Below are 19024 nucleotides of genomic sequence, written 5' to 3' on the forward strand. Positions count from 1 at the left end.
GAAACTTGGCTGAGAAGTTTCAAGCTTGGGAGCAATCTCTACACGCGAAATATGGAAGGCGGATCGACACGCTGGCTGATCGCAGAAACGCCGATTGGTATATTCGTTGGGTCGACCATGGTGCTCTGCGAGCACCTTATCACAATTTTGGAAAAGTTGCGGACGGTGTCTATCGAGCGAACCATCCTGACCATGCAAGGCTCGTTGCCTATCGAGACGCGGGAATCTCCACGATCTTGAACCTGAGGGGGAAGGACAGAAATGCATTCTACCTATATGAGCGAGAGAGCTGTGCGGCGCTTGGCCTGACTTTGGTAGATCATGCGATGGAAGCGCGACATGCAATGTCGGCAGAAACGCTACTTGGCCTGTTGGATATTTTTGAACGTTTGCAACGCCCTTTCCTGATGCACTGCAAATCAGGCGCGGATAGGACTGGAATAGCGGCGGCGCTTTGGCATCTTCATATAGAGGGGAAACCCCTTAGCTTTGCATGGGGCGAGATGTCTTTTCGATATCTTCACATCCAGCGCAGCAGAACCGGTATCCTCGACTTATTGCTCTATAGTTATGGAGAGTACATCGAGCGACACGGAATGACGCCGGTCCGTTCTTGGCTACAAACTCAATACGATCCGCAGGAACTGAGTGCGCGGTTTGCGCGCTTCCAAGACGGTGGATTCAGGGGTAAACCCTAACCCACCGGCAACTCCCGACCGCGCTTGCGGCTGCGGAGGATGTAGCGGGCGAGGCTGGCGACGACGATGGCGCCGCCGATGAGGGTGAGGGTGGTGGGGCGTTCGTCGGTGCCGAGCCAGACCCAGACCGGTCCGAGGACAGTCTCCAGCAGCATCAAGAGGCTGACATTCGCGGCGGCGGTGTAGCGCGAGGCGAGCGAAAGGGTGAAGAACGACACCGGCAGGATCACCGCGCCGGTAAAGGCGATGGCGGCGATGTTGCCATCCAGAGCGCGGGCGGGGCCGACGAGGGTGAGCGCCATAGTGCCCGCCGTAAGTGCGCCAAGGCCAATGGCTAGCACGAAAGGTACATCGCGGTGATGGCGGATCAGCGCGAAATTGAGTGCCAGCGCAATCGCCACGCCAAAGCCCGCGAGGGCGCCGAGGATGGTGCTTATATCAAGCGCGACTTGTCCTCCATGACCAAACACAGCAAGGCCCACGCCAAAAAGAACGATAGCGATGGTGATCCATGTTTCATTCGACGGGATCTCGCCGGAAATCATCCGCCCGAATATCGCGGAAAAGATCGGCACCGTCGCGACGGCGAACAGCACGACCGACACGGGTGCTAGGCCAATGGCGGTGGGGAAAAGCGTGGCATTGAAAAACTGGCAGAGGAAGACGCCAAGCCCCGCCCAAGTGATCAGGCGGCGGAGGTCTGTGCGGTGGGAGCGGCTGGTTACGAGCCAGATCAGGAGGAACACCGGACCTGCAAGCATACCGCGCCAGACGAGCATTTCTGTGCCGTCCAGCCCTGACCAACGCATGAAGAGTGTATCCGGCGTCAGAACAAGTGCGCCGAATGTTGCGAGCAGAAGCCCGAACAAGGGGTGAGCGGTCATTCGCCGCTGATGGCGATCTTGCCCTTTAGCCGTGCGCCCTTGTGCGACTCGAGCTGCTTGGCGGTGACGTCTGCCTCCACGCGGGCGTCGGTGTGCAGTTCGACGTCGTCAGCCTTCAGCGTGCCGGAAAGCGTGCCGCGTACCTGAGCGCTGGTGGCCTTCACGTTGCCCTGCACGGTGCCACCGACGAGGATGTCCACAGCTTTGGCGTTGATGTCGCCGGTGACTTTGCCGGCAATATCAACGGTGGTTGCGCTGCCGCTGAGATCACCGGTGATCGTAAGGTCTTCGGCGATGATGGTCTTGCTCATGATAGAAATCTCCCTGATGGGCGCTTTTTGGCATGGAAAGGCGCGACTGCCAATCCGCCCTTACAAACATTCGCGAAAGGTCGCCTGTGGGCCTGTGCCAATAAGGTCACGATCTTCATAGGAAGTTCAACATGGAGCGGGCGATGAGATTCGAACTCACGACCCTTACCTTGGCAAGGTAATGCTCTACCCCTGAGCTACGCCCGCGCGCCATGTCTGACCAATCTGGAGCGGGCGATGAGATTCGAACTCACGACCCTTACCTTGGCAAGGTAATGCTCTACCCCTGAGCTACGCCCGCGCCGATTGGTATGCGCGGCATAGAAAAAGCCGCAGGAGGGTGCAAGTGGAAAATGCGCGTTGCCTGCGCATTTTTGGATCATTGCGATGTGCGGTCAGACATGGTGGTTGTTTCGAGCCCGACATCAACATGGTGGATGGTGATTTGGGCAGGACGATCCAGCAGGGCGATGCCGTAGCCACCCGGTTCGTCGATCGAAAGGCCGGAATCGGGAGTGACGAAATCAATCGGTGCCTGATGGCAGGGGCTTTTGAAGCTGGACCAGCCGACGCCTTTCGTCGCGCCGGAGATAGTACGGTGGATATGGCCGAACAGGAGGTAGGCGCCATGATCGGCCAGCCGCGAGAGGAGGGCATCTTCGTTCTGAAGGCGGATTGCATCCATGCCGGGGAGGCCAACGCAGAAGGGCGGGTGATGGCAGGCGACGACGGGCATGCGCGTGCCGCAACCGGCCAGAGCCTTGTCGAGCCATGCGAGGCGGTCGGGGCAGAGAATGCCGGAGCGGAAGCCATCAGGGTGATCGCCGCCATCGTGAGAATCCAGAAGGATCAGGCGGTGATGGGGAAAATCGACAACCTGCTGGACGAAACCCGAGTCCGTGACCGGCGCATCAGGAAACGCGGTGCGGAATGCGGCGCGGCGGTCGTGATTGCCAATCATCAGGTGGATCGGCAGCGGGCAGGCGGCGAGGACGCTTTGGAGGCGGGCATATTGGCGGGGCGTGCCGTGATGGGTCAGATCGCCCATCAGCAGTACGGCCGCGGCATCAGGGTGATCGCGGGTGGCGGCGCTCAGCACCTCCTGAAAGCGAGCAAGGGGATCGAGGCCGATGATCGTTTGCGTGGCCTCGGTGAGATGGATGTCGGTCAGGATCAGAAGTTTGGTCATGCGCCGCAGGTTGGGCGCTGCGGTGCAAAACACAAGTGCTAAATGCAAACGCCCCCCCGCGATTGCGGAGAGCGCTTGAGGTGGCCGGTTCGGGCGGGATTACTCCAGTTCGATCAGCAGATCTTTCGCGTCGATCTGGCCGCCGGCCTGAACGTGAACGGCTTTGACCACGGAATCGCGTTCGGCGTGGAGGCCGGTTTCCATCTTCATCGCTTCGATGGTCAGAAGCAGATCACCGGCTTTGACGACCTTGCCAACCTGAGCGGCGACGGTGGCGACGACGCCCGGCATGGGTGCACCGATATGGTTGGGGTTGCCTGCTTCGGCCTTGGGGCGCTGAACCTTATCGGCGGCAGCGAGGCGGTTGAGCACCCGCACGGCGCGGGGTTGGCCGTTCAGTTCGAAGAAGACCTTCACCTCGCCGTTTTCATCCATGTCGCTTACCGCTTGAAGGCGGATTTCAAGGATCTTGCCGGGGTCGATTTCGGCGCTGATTTCCTCGCCCGGTTCCATGCCGTAGAAGAAGGTACGGGTCGGTAGGCTGCGGACGGGGCCGTAGATGCGATGGCGGCCCATGTAATCAAGGAAAACCTTGGGATACATCAGGTAGCCATTGAGATCCTCGTCGTCGACCTCCTTGCCATCGAGCTGCTTGGAAAGGTCAGCGCGGGTGGCTTCGAGATCGACCGGCTTAAGGTGCTTGCCGGGGCGGTCGTCGAAGGCTTTATCGCCTTTGAGGATCTTCTTTTGCAGCGCTTTGGGCCAGCCACCCGGAGGTTGACCGAGATTGCCCTTAAACATGTCAATCACGCTGTCGGGGAAGGAGACATCGACGGCGGGGTCTTCGACCTGTGCGCGGGTGAGGCCTTGGCTGACCATCATCAGGGCCATATCGCCCACAACCTTGGAAGAGGGGGTAACCTTCACGATGTCGCCGAACATCTGGTTCACGTCGGCGTAGGTCTGGGCGACCTCGTGCCAGCGGTCCTCCAGCCCCATGGAGCGGGCCTGTGCCTTGAGGTTGGTGAACTGGCCGCCGGGCATCTCGTGGAGGTAGACCTCGGAGGCGGGGGCCTGAAGGCCGCTCTCGAAGGCGGTGTAATGGCCGCGCACCTGTTCCCAGTAGTTCGAGATTTCGCGGATCGCGGCGATGTCGAGGCCGGTATCGCGCTCGGTGCCGCGCAGCGCCTCGACAATAGAGCCGAGGGTGGGCTGCGAGGTGTTGCCGGAAAACGCATCCATCGCGGCATCGACCACGTTCACGCCTGCATCGGCGGCGGCAACGATTGTGGCTATGGAGGCGCCGGAAGTATCGTGCGTATGGAAGTGGATCGGCAGATCGACCTCTTGCTTGAGCGCGGTGAAGAGAGCTTTGGCCGCAGCGGGCTTGAGGAGGCCAGCCATATCCTTGAGCCCCAGCACATGGGCGCCTGCTTTCTCAAGTTCCTTGGCCATGCCGATGTAATACTTGAGGTCGTACTTCGCGCGGGACGGATCGAGGAGGTCGCCTGTATAACAGATGGTGCCTTCGCAGATTTTGCCGCTCTCGACGACGGCATCCATTGCGATGCGCATGTTTTCGACCCAGTTGAGGCTATCGAACACGCGGAACACATCGACGCCCGAGGCTGCCGCCTGTGCGACGAAGGCTTGCACCACGTTATCGGGGTAGTTGGTGTAGCCGACGCCGTTGGAGGCGCGTAGCAGCATTTGGGTCATGATATTGGGCATGCCGGCGCGGATGTCGCGGAGGCGCTGCCACGGGCATTCCTGCAAGAAGCGGTAGGCGACATCGAAGGTCGCGCCGCCCCAGCATTCGACCGAGAAGAGATCGGACATCTTCGCGGCATAGGCGGGGGCCGCGCCAATCATATCGATCGAGCGCATCCGCGTGGCCAAGAGAGACTGGTGACCGTCGCGCATGGTGGTGTCGGTGATCAGCAGTTTGTTCTGCTCTTTCATCCATTTGACAACGGCCTCGGGGCCTTTGGCATCCAGCAGGGTGCGGGTGCCTGCGGGGGCTTGCGTTACTTCACCGCGCCGAACAGGTGGCCGCGCTGCCTTGATATCGGCGGGCGGCTTCGGGCGACCGGCAGTCTCTGGATGGCCGTTGACGGTGATATCGGCAATGTAGGTCAGGATCTTCGTGGCGCGGTCGCGGCGCTTTTTGAAGCTGAAGAGATCCGGCGTCGTGTCGATGAACTTGGTTGTGTATTGATTCGACAGGAAGGTCGGGTGTTTCAGCAGGTTCTCGACGAAGGCGATGTTTGTCGAAACGCCACGAATGCGGAATTCGCGCAGGGCGCGGTCCATCCGGGCAATCGCCATTTCGGGTGTCGGCGCGTGGGCCGTGACCTTGGTGAGAAGGCTGTCGTAATAGCGGGTGATCACGGCACCAGAATACGCGGTGCCGCCATCAAGGCGGATGCCCGGGCCGGTGGCCGAGCGGTACATCTGGATGCGGCCATAATCGGGGATAAAGTTATTGGTGGGGTCTTCGGTCGTTACACGGGTTTGAAGCGCGTGACCGTTCAGCGCCACGTCATATTGGCTGGCGACGCCGGTTGCCTCGGTCAGGGATTTCCCTTCGGCGATCAGGATCTGGGCGCGGACGATATCAATGCCTGTCACCTCTTCGGTGACGGTGTGCTCGACCTGCACGCGGGGGTTCACCTCGATGAAGTAGAATTCGCCGCTGTCCATATCCATCAGGAATTCGACGGTGCCGGCGCATTCGTAGTTCACATGCTGGCAGATTTGCTTTCCGAGGTTGCAGAGCTTTTCGCGCTGGGCCTCAGAAAGGTAGGGAGCGGGCGCGCGCTCGACGACCTTTTGGTTGCGGCGCTGAACGGAGCAGTCACGCTCCCACAGGTGGTAGATGTTGCCTTGCTTATCACCAAGGATCTGCACCTCGACGTGGCGGGCGCGGATGATCATCTTTTCGAGATAACCTTCGCCGTTGCCGAAAGCGGCTTCGGCCTCGCGACGGCCTTCGCGAACTTTGTCGGCCAGTTCTGCCTCGGATTCGATTGGGCGCATGCCTCGGCCGCCGCCGCCCCAGCTGGCCTTGAGCATCAGGGGGTAGCCGATTTCGGCGGCTTCTTTGCGGATCGCGTCCATATCGTCGCCCAGCACCTCGGTCGCGGGGATGACCGGAACGCCGGCGGCGATGGCGACGCGACGGGCGGAGGCTTTGTCGCCCAGCTCGCGCATGGTTTTGGCTTTGGGACCGATAAAGGTGATGCCGTTCTTTTCGCAAGCATCCACAAAATCGGGGTTTTCGGACAGGAGGCCATAACCGGGGTGGATGGCATCGGCGCCAGACATTTTGGCAACGCGGATGATCTCGTCGATGCTGAGATAAGCGGCTACGGGACCGAGGCCCTCGCCAATGCGGTAGGCTTCGTCTGCCTTGAAACGGTGGAGGCCGAGTTTGTCCTCTTCGGCAAAGACAGCAACGGTCTTTTTGCCCATCTCGTTGGCTGCACGCATGATGCGGATGGCGATCTCGCCACGGTTTGCGACGAGAATCTTCTTAAAATCGGCCATGAGCCTCCCCCTTCTTCGCAGTTGCAGCATTATCAATATGGACTTTCTGCGTCGCAGTAAACAGTTTTGCGAGCAGTTTTTGTTAGCGCTAACTTCGTGGTTCTGAAGTGGTGTCTGCCGTGCGTGTTATTCGTGCTGCGGGGAAACTTGCCGGTTCACCAGCTTTACTTCTTGCAGCAGGAAGGAAACCAGCAAACCGCAGAACGCCAGTGCCGCTGCGAGGAGGTAGATAGGCGAAAGCGCATCAACCACTGCTTGGCCGATCATCGCTTTTGCCATGTCCGGTAGACCAGCCAGCATTTGCGGGCCGATCTCCATGCCGCCACTGTCGCCGGTTGGAATGCGATCACCGAGCGAGGCGGCGAGACGCGCGGAGAACATCGCGCCGAAGACTGCCACGGCAAGCGATCCGCCGATCTGACGGAACATCAGGCCGGCGGCGGTGGCGGTGCCCATCTGCTCGCGCGGGACGGCGTTTTGCACGGAGGTGGTGATAACGGGAAAGATGAAGCCCATGCCAAAGCCGACCGTCGCCAAGGATAGGCTAAAGACGGTGAGGGATGTGTCTGGTTGCAAACGGGAAAGGAGCAACATGCCGAGGATCAGCGCGCTCATTCCGAGGAGCGGCAGGATGCGGTATTTGCCGGTTTTCGCCATATAGCGGCCCGACCCGATCGAGGAGAGGAGGATGCCCACGGTCATCGGTATCAGCAGCAGGCCAGACATTGTAGGCGAGGCGCCTTGGGCGATTTGCAGATAGAGCGGCATAAAGGTGACTGCGCCGAACATTGCGGCACCTGCAATGAAGCCGATGACGCAGGTGACCCAGAACACGTTGAGCCGGAAGAGGTTGAGCGGCAGGATTGGTTCTGCGGCGCGGCGTTCGATACGGATGAAGGCGAGCGCGGAGATAGATGCGAGCGCCGATAGGCCGATGATCTCGACCGAAATCCACGGGAAGCTGCGGCCGCCGAGGGCTGTAACGAGGGTGAGTGCGGCGAGGGCAACAGACAGCGTGACGGCGCCGGACCAGTCGATCGCATGGGAGGTGCGCTTTCCGGTCGGTTTGAAGCTGGCGGCGAAGCCAAGCACCGCGATCAACCCAAGGGGAATGTTGATGAAGAAGATCCAGTGCCAGCTGAATACATCGACGAACCAGCCGCCCATCAGGGGGCCGATGACCGATGATACCGAAAACACCGCCGCAAAGACACCTTGCACCTTGCCGCGGTCTTTGGCTGGAATGACGTCGCCAACAACGGAGAGCGCCAAAACGAAAAGACCACCGCCGCCGAATCCCTGTATGGCGCGGGCGAGGATGAGATAGGTCATGTTGGTCGCGGCTCCACAGAGGATCGAGCCAACCAAGAACAAACCAACAGAGACGAAGACCGTGTTCCGCCGCCCATAGAGGTCGCCCAGCTTGCCATAGAGTGGCGCGACGACGGTGGAGGAGAGGATATAAGCGGTGACGACCCAGCTCAGATGCTCAAGCCCGCCGAGATCAGCCGTAATGGTGGGCAGCGCGGTCGAAACGATTGTCTGATCGAGCGCGCCGAGTAGCAACAGCAGGCCGATTGAAATGATGACCATGCGGACATTGACGTCCTCATGCGGTTGGTCGGGTGACGACGGCTGTTCTGAGGTGTGGGACATGAGGCTCCGCTCTGGCGGCCAAATGGGCCTGCCGATGGGGTGACTATTCCTGCTTGGCGGGAGAAGTCAATGAACAGATCGGTTCAGTTTTGGTCGGCGGGTGCGAAAACCTTGCGAACGTATGGTGAACAAGGGCTTTTCTCGGCAGGCCGCATCGGTTACGGTCGCGCCATGAGCAGTGATACTGAAAACGCCTTTGATGCGGCCGTTCCGCTGAGCCAGCGGGCAATGATGGGTGCGCGCGGTGCGCCGCGTTATCTGGATGATCTGAACCCTGCGCAGCGGGAGGCTGTTGAGGCGCTGGACGGGCCTGTGCTGATGCTGGCGGGGGCTGGCACCGGTAAAACCAAGGCACTGACGACGCGGATCGCGCACTTGCTGAACACAGGGCGCGCGCGGCCTAATGAAATTCTGGCCGTGACTTTTACCAACAAGGCCGCGCGGGAGATGAAAGAGCGCGTGGGGCGGCATTTGGGCGAGGCCGTGGAAGGCATGCCCTGGATGGGCACGTTCCACTCGATCTCGGTCAAGCTGTTGCGGCGGCATGCGGAATTGGTGGATCTGAAGAGCAATTTCACCATCCTCGATACCGATGATCAGATCCGGTTGATGAAGCAGCTGATCGTCGCGAGCAATATCGACGAAAAGCGCTGGCCGGCGCGGATGTTGGCCGGAATCATCGATGGGTGGAAGAACCGCGCGCTGACACCGGATAAGATTCCCGTCGCCGATGCCAATGCCTTTGACCGGCGCGGGGCGGAGCTATACGCGCAATATCAAACGCGATTGCGGGAGCTGAACGCGGTCGATTTTGGTGATCTGCTGCTGCATGTAGTGACGATTTTTCAGGCCCATGCAGATATTCTCAAGCGCTATCAGGAATGGTTCCGTTACATCCTCGTGGACGAGTATCAGGATACCAACGTAGCGCAGTATTTGTGGCTGCGCTTGCTGGCGGGTGGTCATAAAAATATCTGCTGCGTGGGCGATGACGATCAGTCGATCTATGGCTGGCGCGGCGCGGAAGTGGGCAACATCCTGAAATTCGAAAAGGATTTCCCCGGTGCAAAGATCATCCGGTTGGAGCAGAACTACCGCTCGACACCGCATATCCTTGGCGCTGCGGGCGGGGTGATTGCCGCCAATAAGGGGCGTTTGGGCAAGGAACTGTGGACCGAGGCCGAGGACGGCGAGAAAGTACGCCTGATCGGCCATTGGGACGGCGAGGAAGAGGCGCGCTGGATCGGCGAAGAGATCGAGGCCATGCAGCGTGGCACGCGCGGGATGGCCCCTGCGAGCCTGAATGCGATGGCGATTTTGGTGCGGGCCTCGCATCAGATGCGGGCGTTTGAGGACCGGTTCCTGACCATTGGATTGCCGTATAAGGTCATTGGCGGGCCGCGCTTCTATGAGCGGATGGAGATCCGCGATGCGATGGCCTATTTCCGGCTGGCGGTGAGCCAAGACGATGATCTGGCTTTTGAGCGGATTGTGAACACGCCGAAGCGGGGGTTGGGCGACAAGGCTGTGCAGACGATCCAGCGCGCGGCGCGAACCAACGGCGTGTCGCTCGTGGAAGGTGCGCGGCTGGCGGCGCAGGGCGAGCTGATCAAGGGCAAGGGCGGCGCGGCGCTGGGCCAGTTGGTCGCTGATCTGGACCGCTGGCACGGGCAGTTGCGGGCCGAGGCGGATACGCATGTCGAGTTGGCCGAGATGATCCTCGACGAATCCGGCTATACGACGATGTGGCAGAACGACAAAACGCCAGAGGCGCCGGGGCGGCTTGAGAACCTTAAGGAACTCGTAAAAGCGCTTGAAAACTTTGATAATTTGCAAGGTTTTCTGGAGCACGTCGCGCTGATCATGGATAATGAGAGCGACGATGCCGACGAGAAGGTCAGCATCATGACCCTGCACGCGGCGAAGGGGCTGGAATTTCCTATCGTCTTCCTCCCCGGTTGGGAGGACGGCTTGTTCCCCAGCCAGCGCAGCATGGATGAAAGCGGGCTGAAGGGCTTGGAGGAAGAGCGGCGGCTGGCCTATGTGGGGATCACGCGGGCCGAGGAGCTGTGCACCATTTCCTTTGCCGCGAACCGGCGGGTTTATGGTCAGTGGCAGAGCCAGTTGCCGAGCCGGTTCATCGACGAATTGCCAGAGGCGCATGTGGATGTGCTGACCCCGCCGGGGCTTTACGGCGGCGGCTATGGTGCTGCGGGCATGAGTGCTGCGGCTTCACCAGCGGCAGAATACGGGCGCTCTACGTTGCAGGACCGCGTCGGGCGGGCGGATGTCTACAACTCGCCCGGATGGCGGCGGCTGCAAGATCGTAGCCAGCAGCGCCCAATGCGCCAGCCCACCGAGCAGCGCGGGATGACGATTGATCTGGAGGCAGTGTCGGCTTTCAGCGAAGGAGATCGCGTGTTCCACCAAAAGTTCGGCTATGGCGATGTGATGGGGATCGAAGGCGACAAACTGGCGATCAGCTTTGACAAGGCCGGCGAAAAGAACGTTGTGGCCCGCTTCGTGGTGCCTGCTGCAGAGGCGGATGACGTGCCGTTCTAGCGCATGCGCAGGGCGACGTCGATCATCCGGTTCGAGAAGCCCCATTCATTATCGTACCATCCAAATACCCGCAGCAGACCGCCGCTGGTGACGGTGGTTTCGTTCCGGTCCATGACGATAGACTCTGGGCGCATACGCAGATCGGTGGAGACGAGCGGCAGGGGTGTCAGGCCAAGGACAGCGCCTTGATGGGTTTCGAAGAGGGTGTTGACCTCAGCCGCTGTGACAGGGGTGTACAGCTTCGCCGTGAGGTCGATGGCGGAGACGGAGGCCGTTGGTACGCGGACGGCGCGGCCTTCGACCCGACCTGCCAGATGCGGCAGGACGATATCGGTCAGGCGGGAAGCGGAAGTGGTGGTTGGCACCATCGAAAGGCCCGCAGCGCGGGAGCGCACCAGATCGCCGCGCGGGGCGTCAACGGTGGGTTGGCTGCCAGTGTAGCAATGGATGGTGGTCATGTGGCCAGTTTCGAGGCCGAAAGCATCATCTAGAATGCGCAACAGTGGGGCGAGCGCATTGGTGGTGCAGGAGGCGTTTGAGACGATCTGTTGCTCCTTCAGCGCGGTGTCATTCGCGCCGAGGACCACGGTTAGGTCAGCGTCGCCGCACGGGCCGGAAATGAGAACCCGCTTGGCACCTGCTTGCAGCACGCGCTCGGCGAAGGCGCGGTCTGTGGCCTTGCCGGTGCAATCGATCAAAAGATCGACGCCGGAGAGGTCGATATCGCGCGGGTCTGCGTGACTGGTCAGCGGAAAGCGGTGGCCGTTGATGATGAGGGCTTCATCTTCATGTGCGACGGTGCCGCCGAAGGGGCCGTAGACACTGTCATGCGCAAGCAAATAGGCGCATAGTTCGGGCCGTGCGATATCGTTGAGGTGTACGATCTCCAGCCCTTCGCCCGCGCGGGTGGTGGTGAGCAATCTGAGAACGGCGCGGCCGATCCGGCCAAGCCCATTTATCGCAATTCGCATTGGGGTCTCCTTTGCCGGCGATCCAATCCGAAGCGCGGGACGACTGCAAGGGGTTGCGTCGGTGTTAGGGGGCGCAGAAGGCTAGCGGACGGAGGGGATCGGACCTTCGGCGCGGCCATTGATGAACTGATCGAGATAGGGATCGCCGCTGGTGTCCATCTGGGCGACAGGGCCATGCCAGCGGATCTTGCCGGCATGGAGCATCGCTACCGTATCTGCGATGGCGCGAACGGAAGTCATATCATGGGTGATGGTGATTGCCGTGGCGCCCATTTCGGTGACGATCTCGCGGATCAGATCATTGATCACGCCGGACATGATCGGATCAAGGCCGGTGGTCGGCTCGTCGAAAAAGATGATCTCCGGTTCAGCGGCGATGGCGCGGGCAAGGCTGACGCGCTTCTGCATGCCGCCGGAAAGTTCGGCTGGGAGGCGGTCAGCCACTTCGGCCCCAAGGCCAACACGGCGGAGCTTCTCGACGGCGATCTCACGGGCCTCGTCTCGCGGGCGCTTTAGGCTGCCGCGCAGGAGACGGAAGGCGACATTCTGCCAGACGGGAAGGCTATCGAACAAGGCGCCGCCCTGAAACAGCATCCCGAAACGGGCAAGGAAGGCATCGCGCGGGGCGCGGGAGACATCGACCCCATCGACAGTGATGGTACCGCTGTCGATCTCGACCAAGCCAAGGATGGTTTTGATCAGGACGGATTTGCCCGAACCGGACCCGCCTATGACGACGAGGCTTTGGCCCTTTGCCACGGTGAGGTCGATGCCGCGTAGGACATGGTTGCTGCCAAAAGAGCGGGTGACGTTGGAGAGTTCGATCATAATGTGAAGAACGCCTCCGTCAGTATGAAGTTCGCCGCGAGGATCAGCACGGCGGCGGCAACGACCGAGGATTTGGTCGCGCGGCCAACGCCCATCGCGCCACGGCTGGAGTTCATGCCGAAATAGCAGCCCATCAGCGCGGCGATAAAGCCGAAGACAGCGCCTTTGACCAGCGAGGACACCACGTCGCGGGTTTGCAGGAAGTCGACGGTGTTCGTGAGGTAGGCGGCTGCGTTGAAGCCGAGCCGCTCTGTGCCGACAAGATAGCCACCCATGATGCCGATGATATCCCCCACGCCAACCAGCACTGGCACCGCGAGCGTTGCTGCCAGAACGCGCGGCAGGGTGAGGTATTTCATCGGGTGGGTAGAAAGGGTGACGAGCGCGTCGATCTGTTCAGTCACTTTCATCGTCGCGATCTCGGCGGCGATGGAAGATGTCACGCGGGCGGCGATCATCAGGCCCACCAAAACCGGACCAAGCTCGCGCACCATGCCGATAGCGACAATCTGGGGGACCACCGCCTCCGCCGAGAAGCGCGCGCCGCCAGCATAAATTTGCAGGGCGAGGGCGCCGCCGGTGAAGATCGCGGTGAGGCCAACCACGGGGAGGGAGAAGTAACCGATTTGCAGGAGAGCGACGCCAAATTCGCGCGGATAAAAAGGAGGGCGGAACAGGTGCGAGAGCGTTTGTGCGGTGAAAAGCGCAATACGCCCAATGGCGGCCAGTGCAGCGAGAACCGTTGCGCCGATGGCGGAAAGCGCACGCATCATCACCCGCCGATATAGGTGCGGCCATAGCGGTGGCCCAGCGAGGTGAGAATTTCGTAACCGATGGTATCCGCGAGATCGGCCAAGACGTCGACGCCCTGATCCGGCCCGAGGAGGGTCAGATGTTCTGGTGCGGGGCCATCAAGCGGAACTTCGACCGTCAGCAAATCCATCGACACGCGGCCGCGAAGCGGGCAAGGGGTGCCGTTGTGCCAGAGTGTGACCTTTGAGGACAAGGCGCGGAGGATGCCATCGGCGTAGCCTGCCGCGATGGTGGCGATGCGGGTGGGTGCGGTGGCTGTCCAGCTGTTGCCGTAGCCAACCGTTTCGCCCGCCTCGACGATACGAGTTTGGATCACTGGGATATCAAGGCGCACCACGGGGGTCGCGTCGGTGAAGGGGAAGCCGCCGTAGAGGCCGATGCCGGGGCGGGTCAGTTCAAAGTGATAGTCCGGTCCGAGCAAAATACCGCCAGTGGCCGCGAGTGAGCGGGGCGCGTCGATCCCGTCGACCATTTTGCGGAAGGCCTGCAATTGTTGGGCATTCATCGGGTGGTCGGGTTCGTCGGCGCAGGCGAGATGGCTCATGACGAGCGTAGGCTTGCGGGCAAGGAGATCAGGCGCGAGCGCATGCCATTCGGCGGGCTCCATGCCGAGACGGTTCATGCCGCTGTCCAACTGAACACCGAACGGGTGATCAGGCAGCGCTTGTAAGTGTCGCTCGACCTGTTCGCGGGAATTCAACATCGGAACAAGGTTGAGGCGCTGGATCAAAGCGGCATCGCCCGCCATGTGACCAGAGAACACGTTGATCTGCGGCTCGGGGCCGATGGCAGAACGCAGCTTGATCGCTTCTTCCGCTACGGCGACGAAAAACTGACGTGCGCCTGCGCGACGCAGAGCGGCCGCGACGCGACCGGAATCGAGGCCGTACCCGTCTGCTTTGACAACGGCGGCGGTTTCACCGCTGGAGCGGGAGGCAAGGGCGCTCCAGTTATCGACGATGGCGTCGAGATGAATGGTGAGATGTGCTGCGGTCATAGCGCTCTTTTGGCAGGGGTGGGGCGGGGCGACAAGCCCCTAGAAGCCATCCGAGTCGCCGCCGTTCTGCTGCCACGGTTTGACGAGGTTGCCGAAGCGGGTGAACTGGCCCTCGAAGGAGAGATCGACGGTGCCGATGGGGCCGTGACGCTGCTTGCCGATGATCACTTCGGCTTTTCCGTGCAGGCGTTCCATCTCCTCCTGCCACTGGGCCATCTTTTCCATCTCGTGTTCGCCCGGTTTTTCGCGTTCTTTGTAGTATTCCTCCCGGAACACAAACATCACCACGTCTGCGTCCTGCTCGATGGAGCCGGATTCACGGAGGTCGGAGAGTTGGGGGCGTTTGTCGTCGCGCGATTCGACCTGACGGGAGAGCTGCGAGAGGGCGACAACGGGAATATCGAGTTCCTTGGCGATGGCTTTGAGGCCTTGGGTGATTTCGGACACCTCGTTGACGCGGCTGTCTTTCGCGGTGGCCGGACGGACAAGCTGCAAATAGTCCACGAATAGCGCATCAAGCCCGTGGGTCCGTTTGAGGCGGCGGGCGCGGGCGGCGAGCTGGCTGATCGGCAACGCGGGCGTGTCATCGATGAAGAGCGGGCAGCTTTCCAGCTCTTTCGCGGCGTCGACGAAGCGGCGGAACTCGGCCTCAGTCATGTCGCCCCGGCGAATGTTTTCGGACGGGATTTCCGCCGCCTCGGAGAGAATACGCGCGGCAAGCTGCTCGGCGCTCATTTCGAGGCTGTAGAAGCCCACGACGCCGCCGTTTGCGGCGCTGCCGTCCGCCCCTTTGCGGTAGGCTTTGGCGATATTGTAGGCGACGTTAGTGGCGAGCGAGGTTTTACCCATTGAGGGGCGACCAGCGAGGATCAGCAAGTCGGACCGGTGCAGGCCGCCGAGCTTTTTGTCGAGATCGACAAGGCCGGTAGATACGCCTGCCAAGCCGCCATCGCGCTTGTAAGCGGCGGCGGCGACTTCAACCGCATCGGTTACGGCCTTGAGAAAGCTCTGAAATCCGCTTTCCGAGGTGCCTTGTTCTGCGAGCTTGTAAAGGGCTTGTTCGGCTTCGACGATTTGTTCGCGAGGCTCGGAGCTGACATCGACCTTGCGGGCCTTGCTGGAGATATCCTGCCCCAAGCGCATCAGTTCGCGCCGGACGGCGAGATCATAAATCATCTGCGCGTAATCGCGGGCTGCGAAAGCAGAGATCGCGGAGCCTGCGAGGCGGACGAGATAGGCAGGGCCGCCAAGCTCTTGCAGGCCTTCGTCTTCCTCGAAAAACGCTTTCAGCGTGACAGGGCTGGCGAGTGCGTTCTTGGCGATGCGGTTTGCGGCCGTTTCGTAGATGCGCGCGTGAACGGGCTCGTAAAAATGCTCGGGCTTGATGACCGATGCGATGCGGTCATAGACATCGTTATTGGTCAGAATCGCGCCGAGCAATTGCTGCTCGGCTTCGATCGAGTGGGGGACGCGATCGGCTTCGGTGTTTTCTGAAGATGAATCCGTTTTGAAAGACGTAATTTCGTTCATTTTTCCCCACCTTTCTGGCCAGCGCTCGCCACGCGCCTGTCTAGCCATATCGCGGTGATTTGACCATCGGGATATAGCTGTGGGCAAGCCACGGGATAAGTTTGTGGATCACCCGCAAAGTGTGGCGTTTTTCCGTTATTTTGGATGCCACAGCTTGAAACATACCATATCTTGTTGTGCTGTGCGATTCTTCTTGTGGAAGTGTCCACAAGGCTGTGGAAAATTCAGGCGTTGCGCTCGGACCAGCCGTTCGGATCGTTAAGATAGGCCTCGACCTCGGTGAGGGTTTCCTCGTCGAAGGCTGCGCGGCGCTTGGCTTCTGCAAGAACATCCCACCATGTGCAGAGATACATCAAATTGATGCCATGCTCGGCGAGGGTGTCTTCGACGCCTTTGTGGATGCCGTAGAAGAAGATGACCGCCGTGGCGTCGCAGGTTGCACCCGTATCGCGGATTGCGTCAACGAAGGACAGCTTGGAACCGCCATCGGTGGTCAGATCTTCGACGAGAAGCGCGCGCTGGCCTTCGGACATGGCGCCTTCGATTCGGGCATTGCGACCGTAGCCTTTCGGCTTCTTGCGGACATAAGTCATTGGCAGGGCGAGTCGTTCAGCCACGAAAGCGGCGAACGGGATGCCCGCCGTTTCACCACCGGCGATGTTGTCGTAGGCCTCGAACCCGCCTTCACGCATGATCGTTACCGCGAGGAAATCCATCAAGGTCGAGCGGATGCGCGGAAAGGAGATCAGCTTGCGGCAGTCGATATAGGTTGGTGCCTTCTTGCCGCTGGCATGGGTGAAGGGATCGCGGGTATTAAAATGAATGGCTCCGATCTCGATCAGCATGCCGGCGGTGAGGCGAGCGATTTCTTCCTTCGAGGGGAAAGAGGAGGGGATCATGAGCTGTCCTTTGTTCTAGGGGTGGTCAGGCTTCGACGTGCCAATGCAGCGGGAAGCCGGGGTCGAAAACGGTGACGGGGCCTGCGCCGGTATCAATGCGTTCGGGATAGGCGACGGGATCGCCTTTGACGAGGGTGATTGTTTCTTCATTGGGCGGCAGGCGGTAGTAGGCTGGCCCGTTGAGCGAGGTGAAGGATTCGAGCGCTTTTAGCTTTCCTGCGGCCTCGAACACCTCAGCCAGACAGGAGAGCGTGTTAGGTGCGGTGAAGCAGCCTGCGCAACCGCAGGACTGGAGCTTGGCCGGATCCGTATGCGGTGCGCTGTCGGTCCCGAGGAAGAAGCGCGGATCGCCCGAAACAGCGGCTTGCACCAGCGCGATACGATGGCGCTCGCGTTTGGCGACGGGCAGGCAGTAATAATGCGGGCGGATACCGCCAGCGAGGATGCTGTTGCGGTTGATGATCAGGTGATGGGTGGTGATCGTCGCTGCAAGGTTCTTTGGGTTGTCGCGAACGAAATCTACGGCGTCTTGTGTGGTGACATGCTCCATGATCACGCGCAGGTCAGGCACTTTTTTACGGATCGGTTTGAGGACGCGGTCGATGAAAGTGGCTTCGCGATCGAAGATATCGATTGCGTGGTCTGTCACCTCGCCATGCACACAGAGGGGCATACCGATTTCGGCCATTTTCTCCAAAACCGCGCGGACTTTATCAAAATCGCGCACACCGGAGGCGGAATTCGTCGTGGCACCAGCGGGGTAGAGCTTAACCGCCGTGGCGATGCCTTCGGCATGGGCGCGGGCCACGTCGGCTGGATCGGTGTCCTCGGTCATGTAGAGCGTCATCAGCGGGGTGAAACGCATGCCATCCGGCAGCGCGGCCATGATGCGGTCCCGATAGCCTGCGGCTTGTTCAGCAGTGACCACCGGCGGCACCAGATTCGGCATGATGATCGCGCGGGCGAAATGGGCCGCGGAGTAGGGCAAAACGCTCTCGAGCATTTCGCCGTCGCGGAGGTGGAGGTGCCAGTCGTCAGGACGGCGGATGGTCAGGCGGGTGATAGGTGTCTTGTCGCTCATAATGCCCACTTACACCGAAGCGGGCGGATTTGACCATAGGCTACGAATGTTCAAATCGGCGGGCGCGCAACCGTTCAAGCCGCTGGGCAAAAGCGGGGACATCCTTTCGGGCGAGGACATATTCGCACAGGCGGATGGCGAGGTCTGGGTGACCGGATTCCTCAAGAGCGCGCAGGAGGGTGCGGAGGTAAAACTGGCTTTTGCGGCGGTTGCGGAACAAGCGGGCGAATTCGAGCGTATCGAGCCCGCCGCGCATGGCGGCTTCGATCAGGCGGGGCAGGATGCCGAAAGCGCCAAGGGCGGCATCGACTTGGCGGCCAAGATAACGGGTGGGAAGGAACTGGACATTCGGGCGGCGGAACAGCGCGGCGTGGGTTGCGTCCTCGCTAAGGGAGGGGTCGAACACGATCCAAGCTTCGGCGGCGGCTTCGATCATATCGGGGGCGAAACCGTAGCGGTCGGTAAAGCTGATGCGGCGGAATGATCTGTAGCGTTCGTCCCAGCCGGTGACGCGAGGATCAAGTGAGGCGACGGGGCGGAGTGCAAGGACGCGCGCGCCCGGCGCGGCAACAGAATAAGCGGCAGCGGCATAGCCGCCCGCATGTGTGCCAAAAAACAGGATGTTATCGAAACGATCGAAGAAACCGTCATCCTGAAGCCTGTCGAAATATTCATAGAGCGCGGGATCGCGGAACCAACTCGGACCTTCGGACAGGATGGTCAGGCAGGACCAACCGTTGCGCCGCACCATCGAAAAGGCGCGCGGTTCGCGCTCTGGCCCGTATTGGCAGATTTCGGGGTAGCTCTCGAAAGTGACCATGAGACTGGAGCCGGCATCAATAAATGCCGCTGCATGATCCGCACCGATATCGTCGAAGCGCCCCTCTTCGGAGGTGAACTCTTCAATCCGGTCGAACCAGTCGTCCAGCCCGAGTCCTGCAAGGGCCGGCTCGAAATCTGTCATGACATCTTTCATCGTGTCGCAGCCTTACTCGCCACCAATTACCCAGCCAAACTCTTCATGGCAGCAGTTTGCGGCGAAAATGCGCGAAACCC

At 60.7% G+C, this 19024-nt stretch carries 15 protein-coding genes and 2 tRNA genes; 2 read left to right on the forward strand and 15 right to left on the reverse strand.

Annotated features, from left to right (window positions below; translation table 11 throughout):
* Nucleotides 1-5: 5 nt before the first annotated feature.
* A complete protein-coding gene (locus AB1E42_RS06485; protein WP_368346173.1) occupies nucleotides 6-698 on the forward strand; it encodes a tyrosine-protein phosphatase in 693 nt (230 codons plus the stop codon).
* Here the strand turns inward: AB1E42_RS06485 and AB1E42_RS06490 are convergent.
* The 7 genes from AB1E42_RS06490 to AB1E42_RS06520 form a co-directional block, all read right to left on the reverse strand.
* The gene (locus AB1E42_RS06490) at nucleotides 695-1582 is read right to left on the reverse strand and encodes a DMT family transporter (protein WP_368346174.1); all 888 of its coding nucleotides are present in this window, start codon (nucleotides 1580-1582) and stop codon (nucleotides 695-697) included. The two genes, AB1E42_RS06485 and AB1E42_RS06490, sit on opposite strands and share 4 nt — an antisense overlap.
* A complete protein-coding gene (locus AB1E42_RS06495; RefSeq protein WP_368346175.1) occupies nucleotides 1579-1893 on the reverse strand; it encodes a polymer-forming cytoskeletal protein in 315 nt (104 codons plus the stop codon). The genes AB1E42_RS06490 and AB1E42_RS06495 overlap by 4 nt, the downstream gene beginning before the upstream one ends.
* 132 nt (nucleotides 1894-2025) lie before the next feature.
* A tRNA-Gly gene (locus AB1E42_RS06500) sits at nucleotides 2026-2100 on the reverse strand.
* Nucleotides 2101-2119: 19 nt separating this feature from the next.
* Nucleotides 2120-2194: transfer RNA gene (locus tag AB1E42_RS06505), tRNA-Gly, on the reverse strand.
* A 78-nt stretch (nucleotides 2195-2272) separates the two neighbouring features.
* Entirely contained in the window at nucleotides 2273-3082 is an 810-nt protein-coding gene (locus AB1E42_RS06510; RefSeq protein WP_368346176.1) for a phosphodiesterase, read from the reverse strand.
* Between the two features lie 99 nt (nucleotides 3083-3181).
* Nucleotides 3182-6631, reverse strand: coding sequence for a pyruvate carboxylase (locus AB1E42_RS06515; RefSeq protein WP_368346177.1), 3450 nt, complete (start codon nucleotides 6629-6631; stop codon nucleotides 3182-3184).
* Nucleotides 6632-6757: 126 nt separating this feature from the next.
* Complete coding sequence (locus tag AB1E42_RS06520) at nucleotides 6758-8287, reverse strand: MDR family MFS transporter (RefSeq protein ID WP_368346178.1); 1530 nt, start codon at nucleotides 8285-8287, stop codon at nucleotides 6758-6760.
* Nucleotides 8288-8458: 171 nt separating this feature from the next.
* On the opposite strand from AB1E42_RS06520, the gene AB1E42_RS06525 reads away from it, so the two are divergent.
* Nucleotides 8459-10849: an ATP-dependent helicase gene (locus AB1E42_RS06525; RefSeq protein ID WP_368346383.1), complete on the forward strand. Its 2391-nt coding sequence runs from the start codon at nucleotides 8459-8461 to the stop codon at nucleotides 10847-10849.
* Here the strand turns inward: AB1E42_RS06525 and AB1E42_RS06530 are convergent.
* The 8 genes from AB1E42_RS06530 to AB1E42_RS06565 form a co-directional block, all read right to left on the reverse strand.
* A complete protein-coding gene (locus tag AB1E42_RS06530; RefSeq protein WP_368346179.1) occupies nucleotides 10846-11820 on the reverse strand; it encodes a type I glyceraldehyde-3-phosphate dehydrogenase in 975 nt (324 codons plus the stop codon). The two genes, AB1E42_RS06525 and AB1E42_RS06530, sit on opposite strands and share 4 nt — an antisense overlap.
* A gap of 81 nt (nucleotides 11821-11901) precedes the next feature.
* Complete coding sequence (locus AB1E42_RS06535; protein WP_368346180.1) at nucleotides 11902-12648, reverse strand: ABC transporter ATP-binding protein; 747 nt, start codon at nucleotides 12646-12648, stop codon at nucleotides 11902-11904.
* Nucleotides 12645-13421 (reverse strand): MlaE family ABC transporter permease, encoded by a 777-nt coding sequence (locus tag AB1E42_RS06540; protein ID WP_368346181.1) that lies wholly within the window; start codon nucleotides 13419-13421, stop codon nucleotides 12645-12647. Before AB1E42_RS06540 ends, AB1E42_RS06535 begins: the two co-directional genes overlap by 4 nt.
* Complete coding sequence (alr, locus tag AB1E42_RS06545; protein ID WP_368346182.1) at nucleotides 13421-14458, reverse strand: alanine racemase; 1038 nt, start codon at nucleotides 14456-14458, stop codon at nucleotides 13421-13423. The genes AB1E42_RS06540 and alr overlap by 1 nt, the downstream gene beginning before the upstream one ends.
* Before the next feature lie 39 nt (nucleotides 14459-14497).
* Complete coding sequence (locus AB1E42_RS06550; RefSeq protein WP_368346183.1) at nucleotides 14498-15988, reverse strand: replicative DNA helicase; 1491 nt, start codon at nucleotides 15986-15988, stop codon at nucleotides 14498-14500.
* A 224-nt stretch (nucleotides 15989-16212) separates the two neighbouring features.
* Nucleotides 16213-16887, reverse strand: coding sequence for an orotate phosphoribosyltransferase (locus tag AB1E42_RS06555; protein WP_368346184.1), 675 nt, complete (start codon nucleotides 16885-16887; stop codon nucleotides 16213-16215).
* Between the two features lie 25 nt (nucleotides 16888-16912).
* Entirely contained in the window at nucleotides 16913-17968 is a 1056-nt protein-coding gene (gene pyrC / locus AB1E42_RS06560; protein WP_368346185.1) for a dihydroorotase, read from the reverse strand.
* 40 nt (nucleotides 17969-18008) lie between these two features.
* Nucleotides 18009-18944 (reverse strand): hypothetical protein, encoded by a 936-nt coding sequence (locus AB1E42_RS06565; protein ID WP_368346186.1) that lies wholly within the window; start codon nucleotides 18942-18944, stop codon nucleotides 18009-18011.
* Nucleotides 18945-19024: the final 80 nt, after the last annotated feature.

The sequence above is a fragment of the Pelagovum sp. HNIBRBA483 genome (assembly GCF_040931995.1).
GTDB lineage: Bacteria > Pseudomonadota > Alphaproteobacteria > Rhodobacterales > Rhodobacteraceae > JAEPMR01.

Coding starts and splice junctions, on each gene's coding strand:
- AB1E42_RS06490 (WP_368346174.1), bottom strand. CDS start 1,582: ATGACCGCTCACCCCTTGTTCGGGCTTCTGCTCGCAACATTCGGCGCA.
- AB1E42_RS06495 (WP_368346175.1), bottom strand. CDS start 1,893: ATGAGCAAGACCATCATCGCCGAAGACCTTACGATCACCGGTGATCTC.
- AB1E42_RS06510 (WP_368346176.1), bottom strand. CDS start 3,082: ATGACCAAACTTCTGATCCTGACCGACATCCATCTCACCGAGGCCACG.
- AB1E42_RS06515 (WP_368346177.1), bottom strand. CDS start 6,631: ATGGCCGATTTTAAGAAGATTCTCGTCGCAAACCGTGGCGAGATCGCC.
- AB1E42_RS06520 (WP_368346178.1), bottom strand. CDS start 8,287: ATGTCCCACACCTCAGAACAGCCGTCGTCACCCGACCAACCGCATGAG.
- AB1E42_RS06525 (WP_368346383.1), top strand. CDS start 8,459: ATGAGCAGTGATACTGAAAACGCCTTTGATGCGGCCGTTCCGCTGAGC.
- AB1E42_RS06530 (WP_368346179.1), bottom strand. CDS start 11,820: ATGCGAATTGCGATAAATGGGCTTGGCCGGATCGGCCGCGCCGTTCTC.
- AB1E42_RS06535 (WP_368346180.1), bottom strand. CDS start 12,648: ATGATCGAACTCTCCAACGTCACCCGCTCTTTTGGCAGCAACCATGTC.
- AB1E42_RS06540 (WP_368346181.1), bottom strand. CDS start 13,421: ATGATGCGTGCGCTTTCCGCCATCGGCGCAACGGTTCTCGCTGCACTG.
- alr (WP_368346182.1), bottom strand. CDS start 14,458: ATGACCGCAGCACATCTCACCATTCATCTCGACGCCATCGTCGATAAC.
- AB1E42_RS06550 (WP_368346183.1), bottom strand. CDS start 15,988: ATGAACGAAATTACGTCTTTCAAAACGGATTCATCTTCAGAAAACACC.
- AB1E42_RS06555 (WP_368346184.1), bottom strand. CDS start 16,887: ATGATCCCCTCCTCTTTCCCCTCGAAGGAAGAAATCGCTCGCCTCACC.
- pyrC (WP_368346185.1), bottom strand. CDS start 17,968: ATGAGCGACAAGACACCTATCACCCGCCTGACCATCCGCCGTCCTGAC.
- AB1E42_RS06565 (WP_368346186.1), bottom strand. CDS start 18,944: ATGAAAGATGTCATGACAGATTTCGAGCCGGCCCTTGCAGGACTCGGG.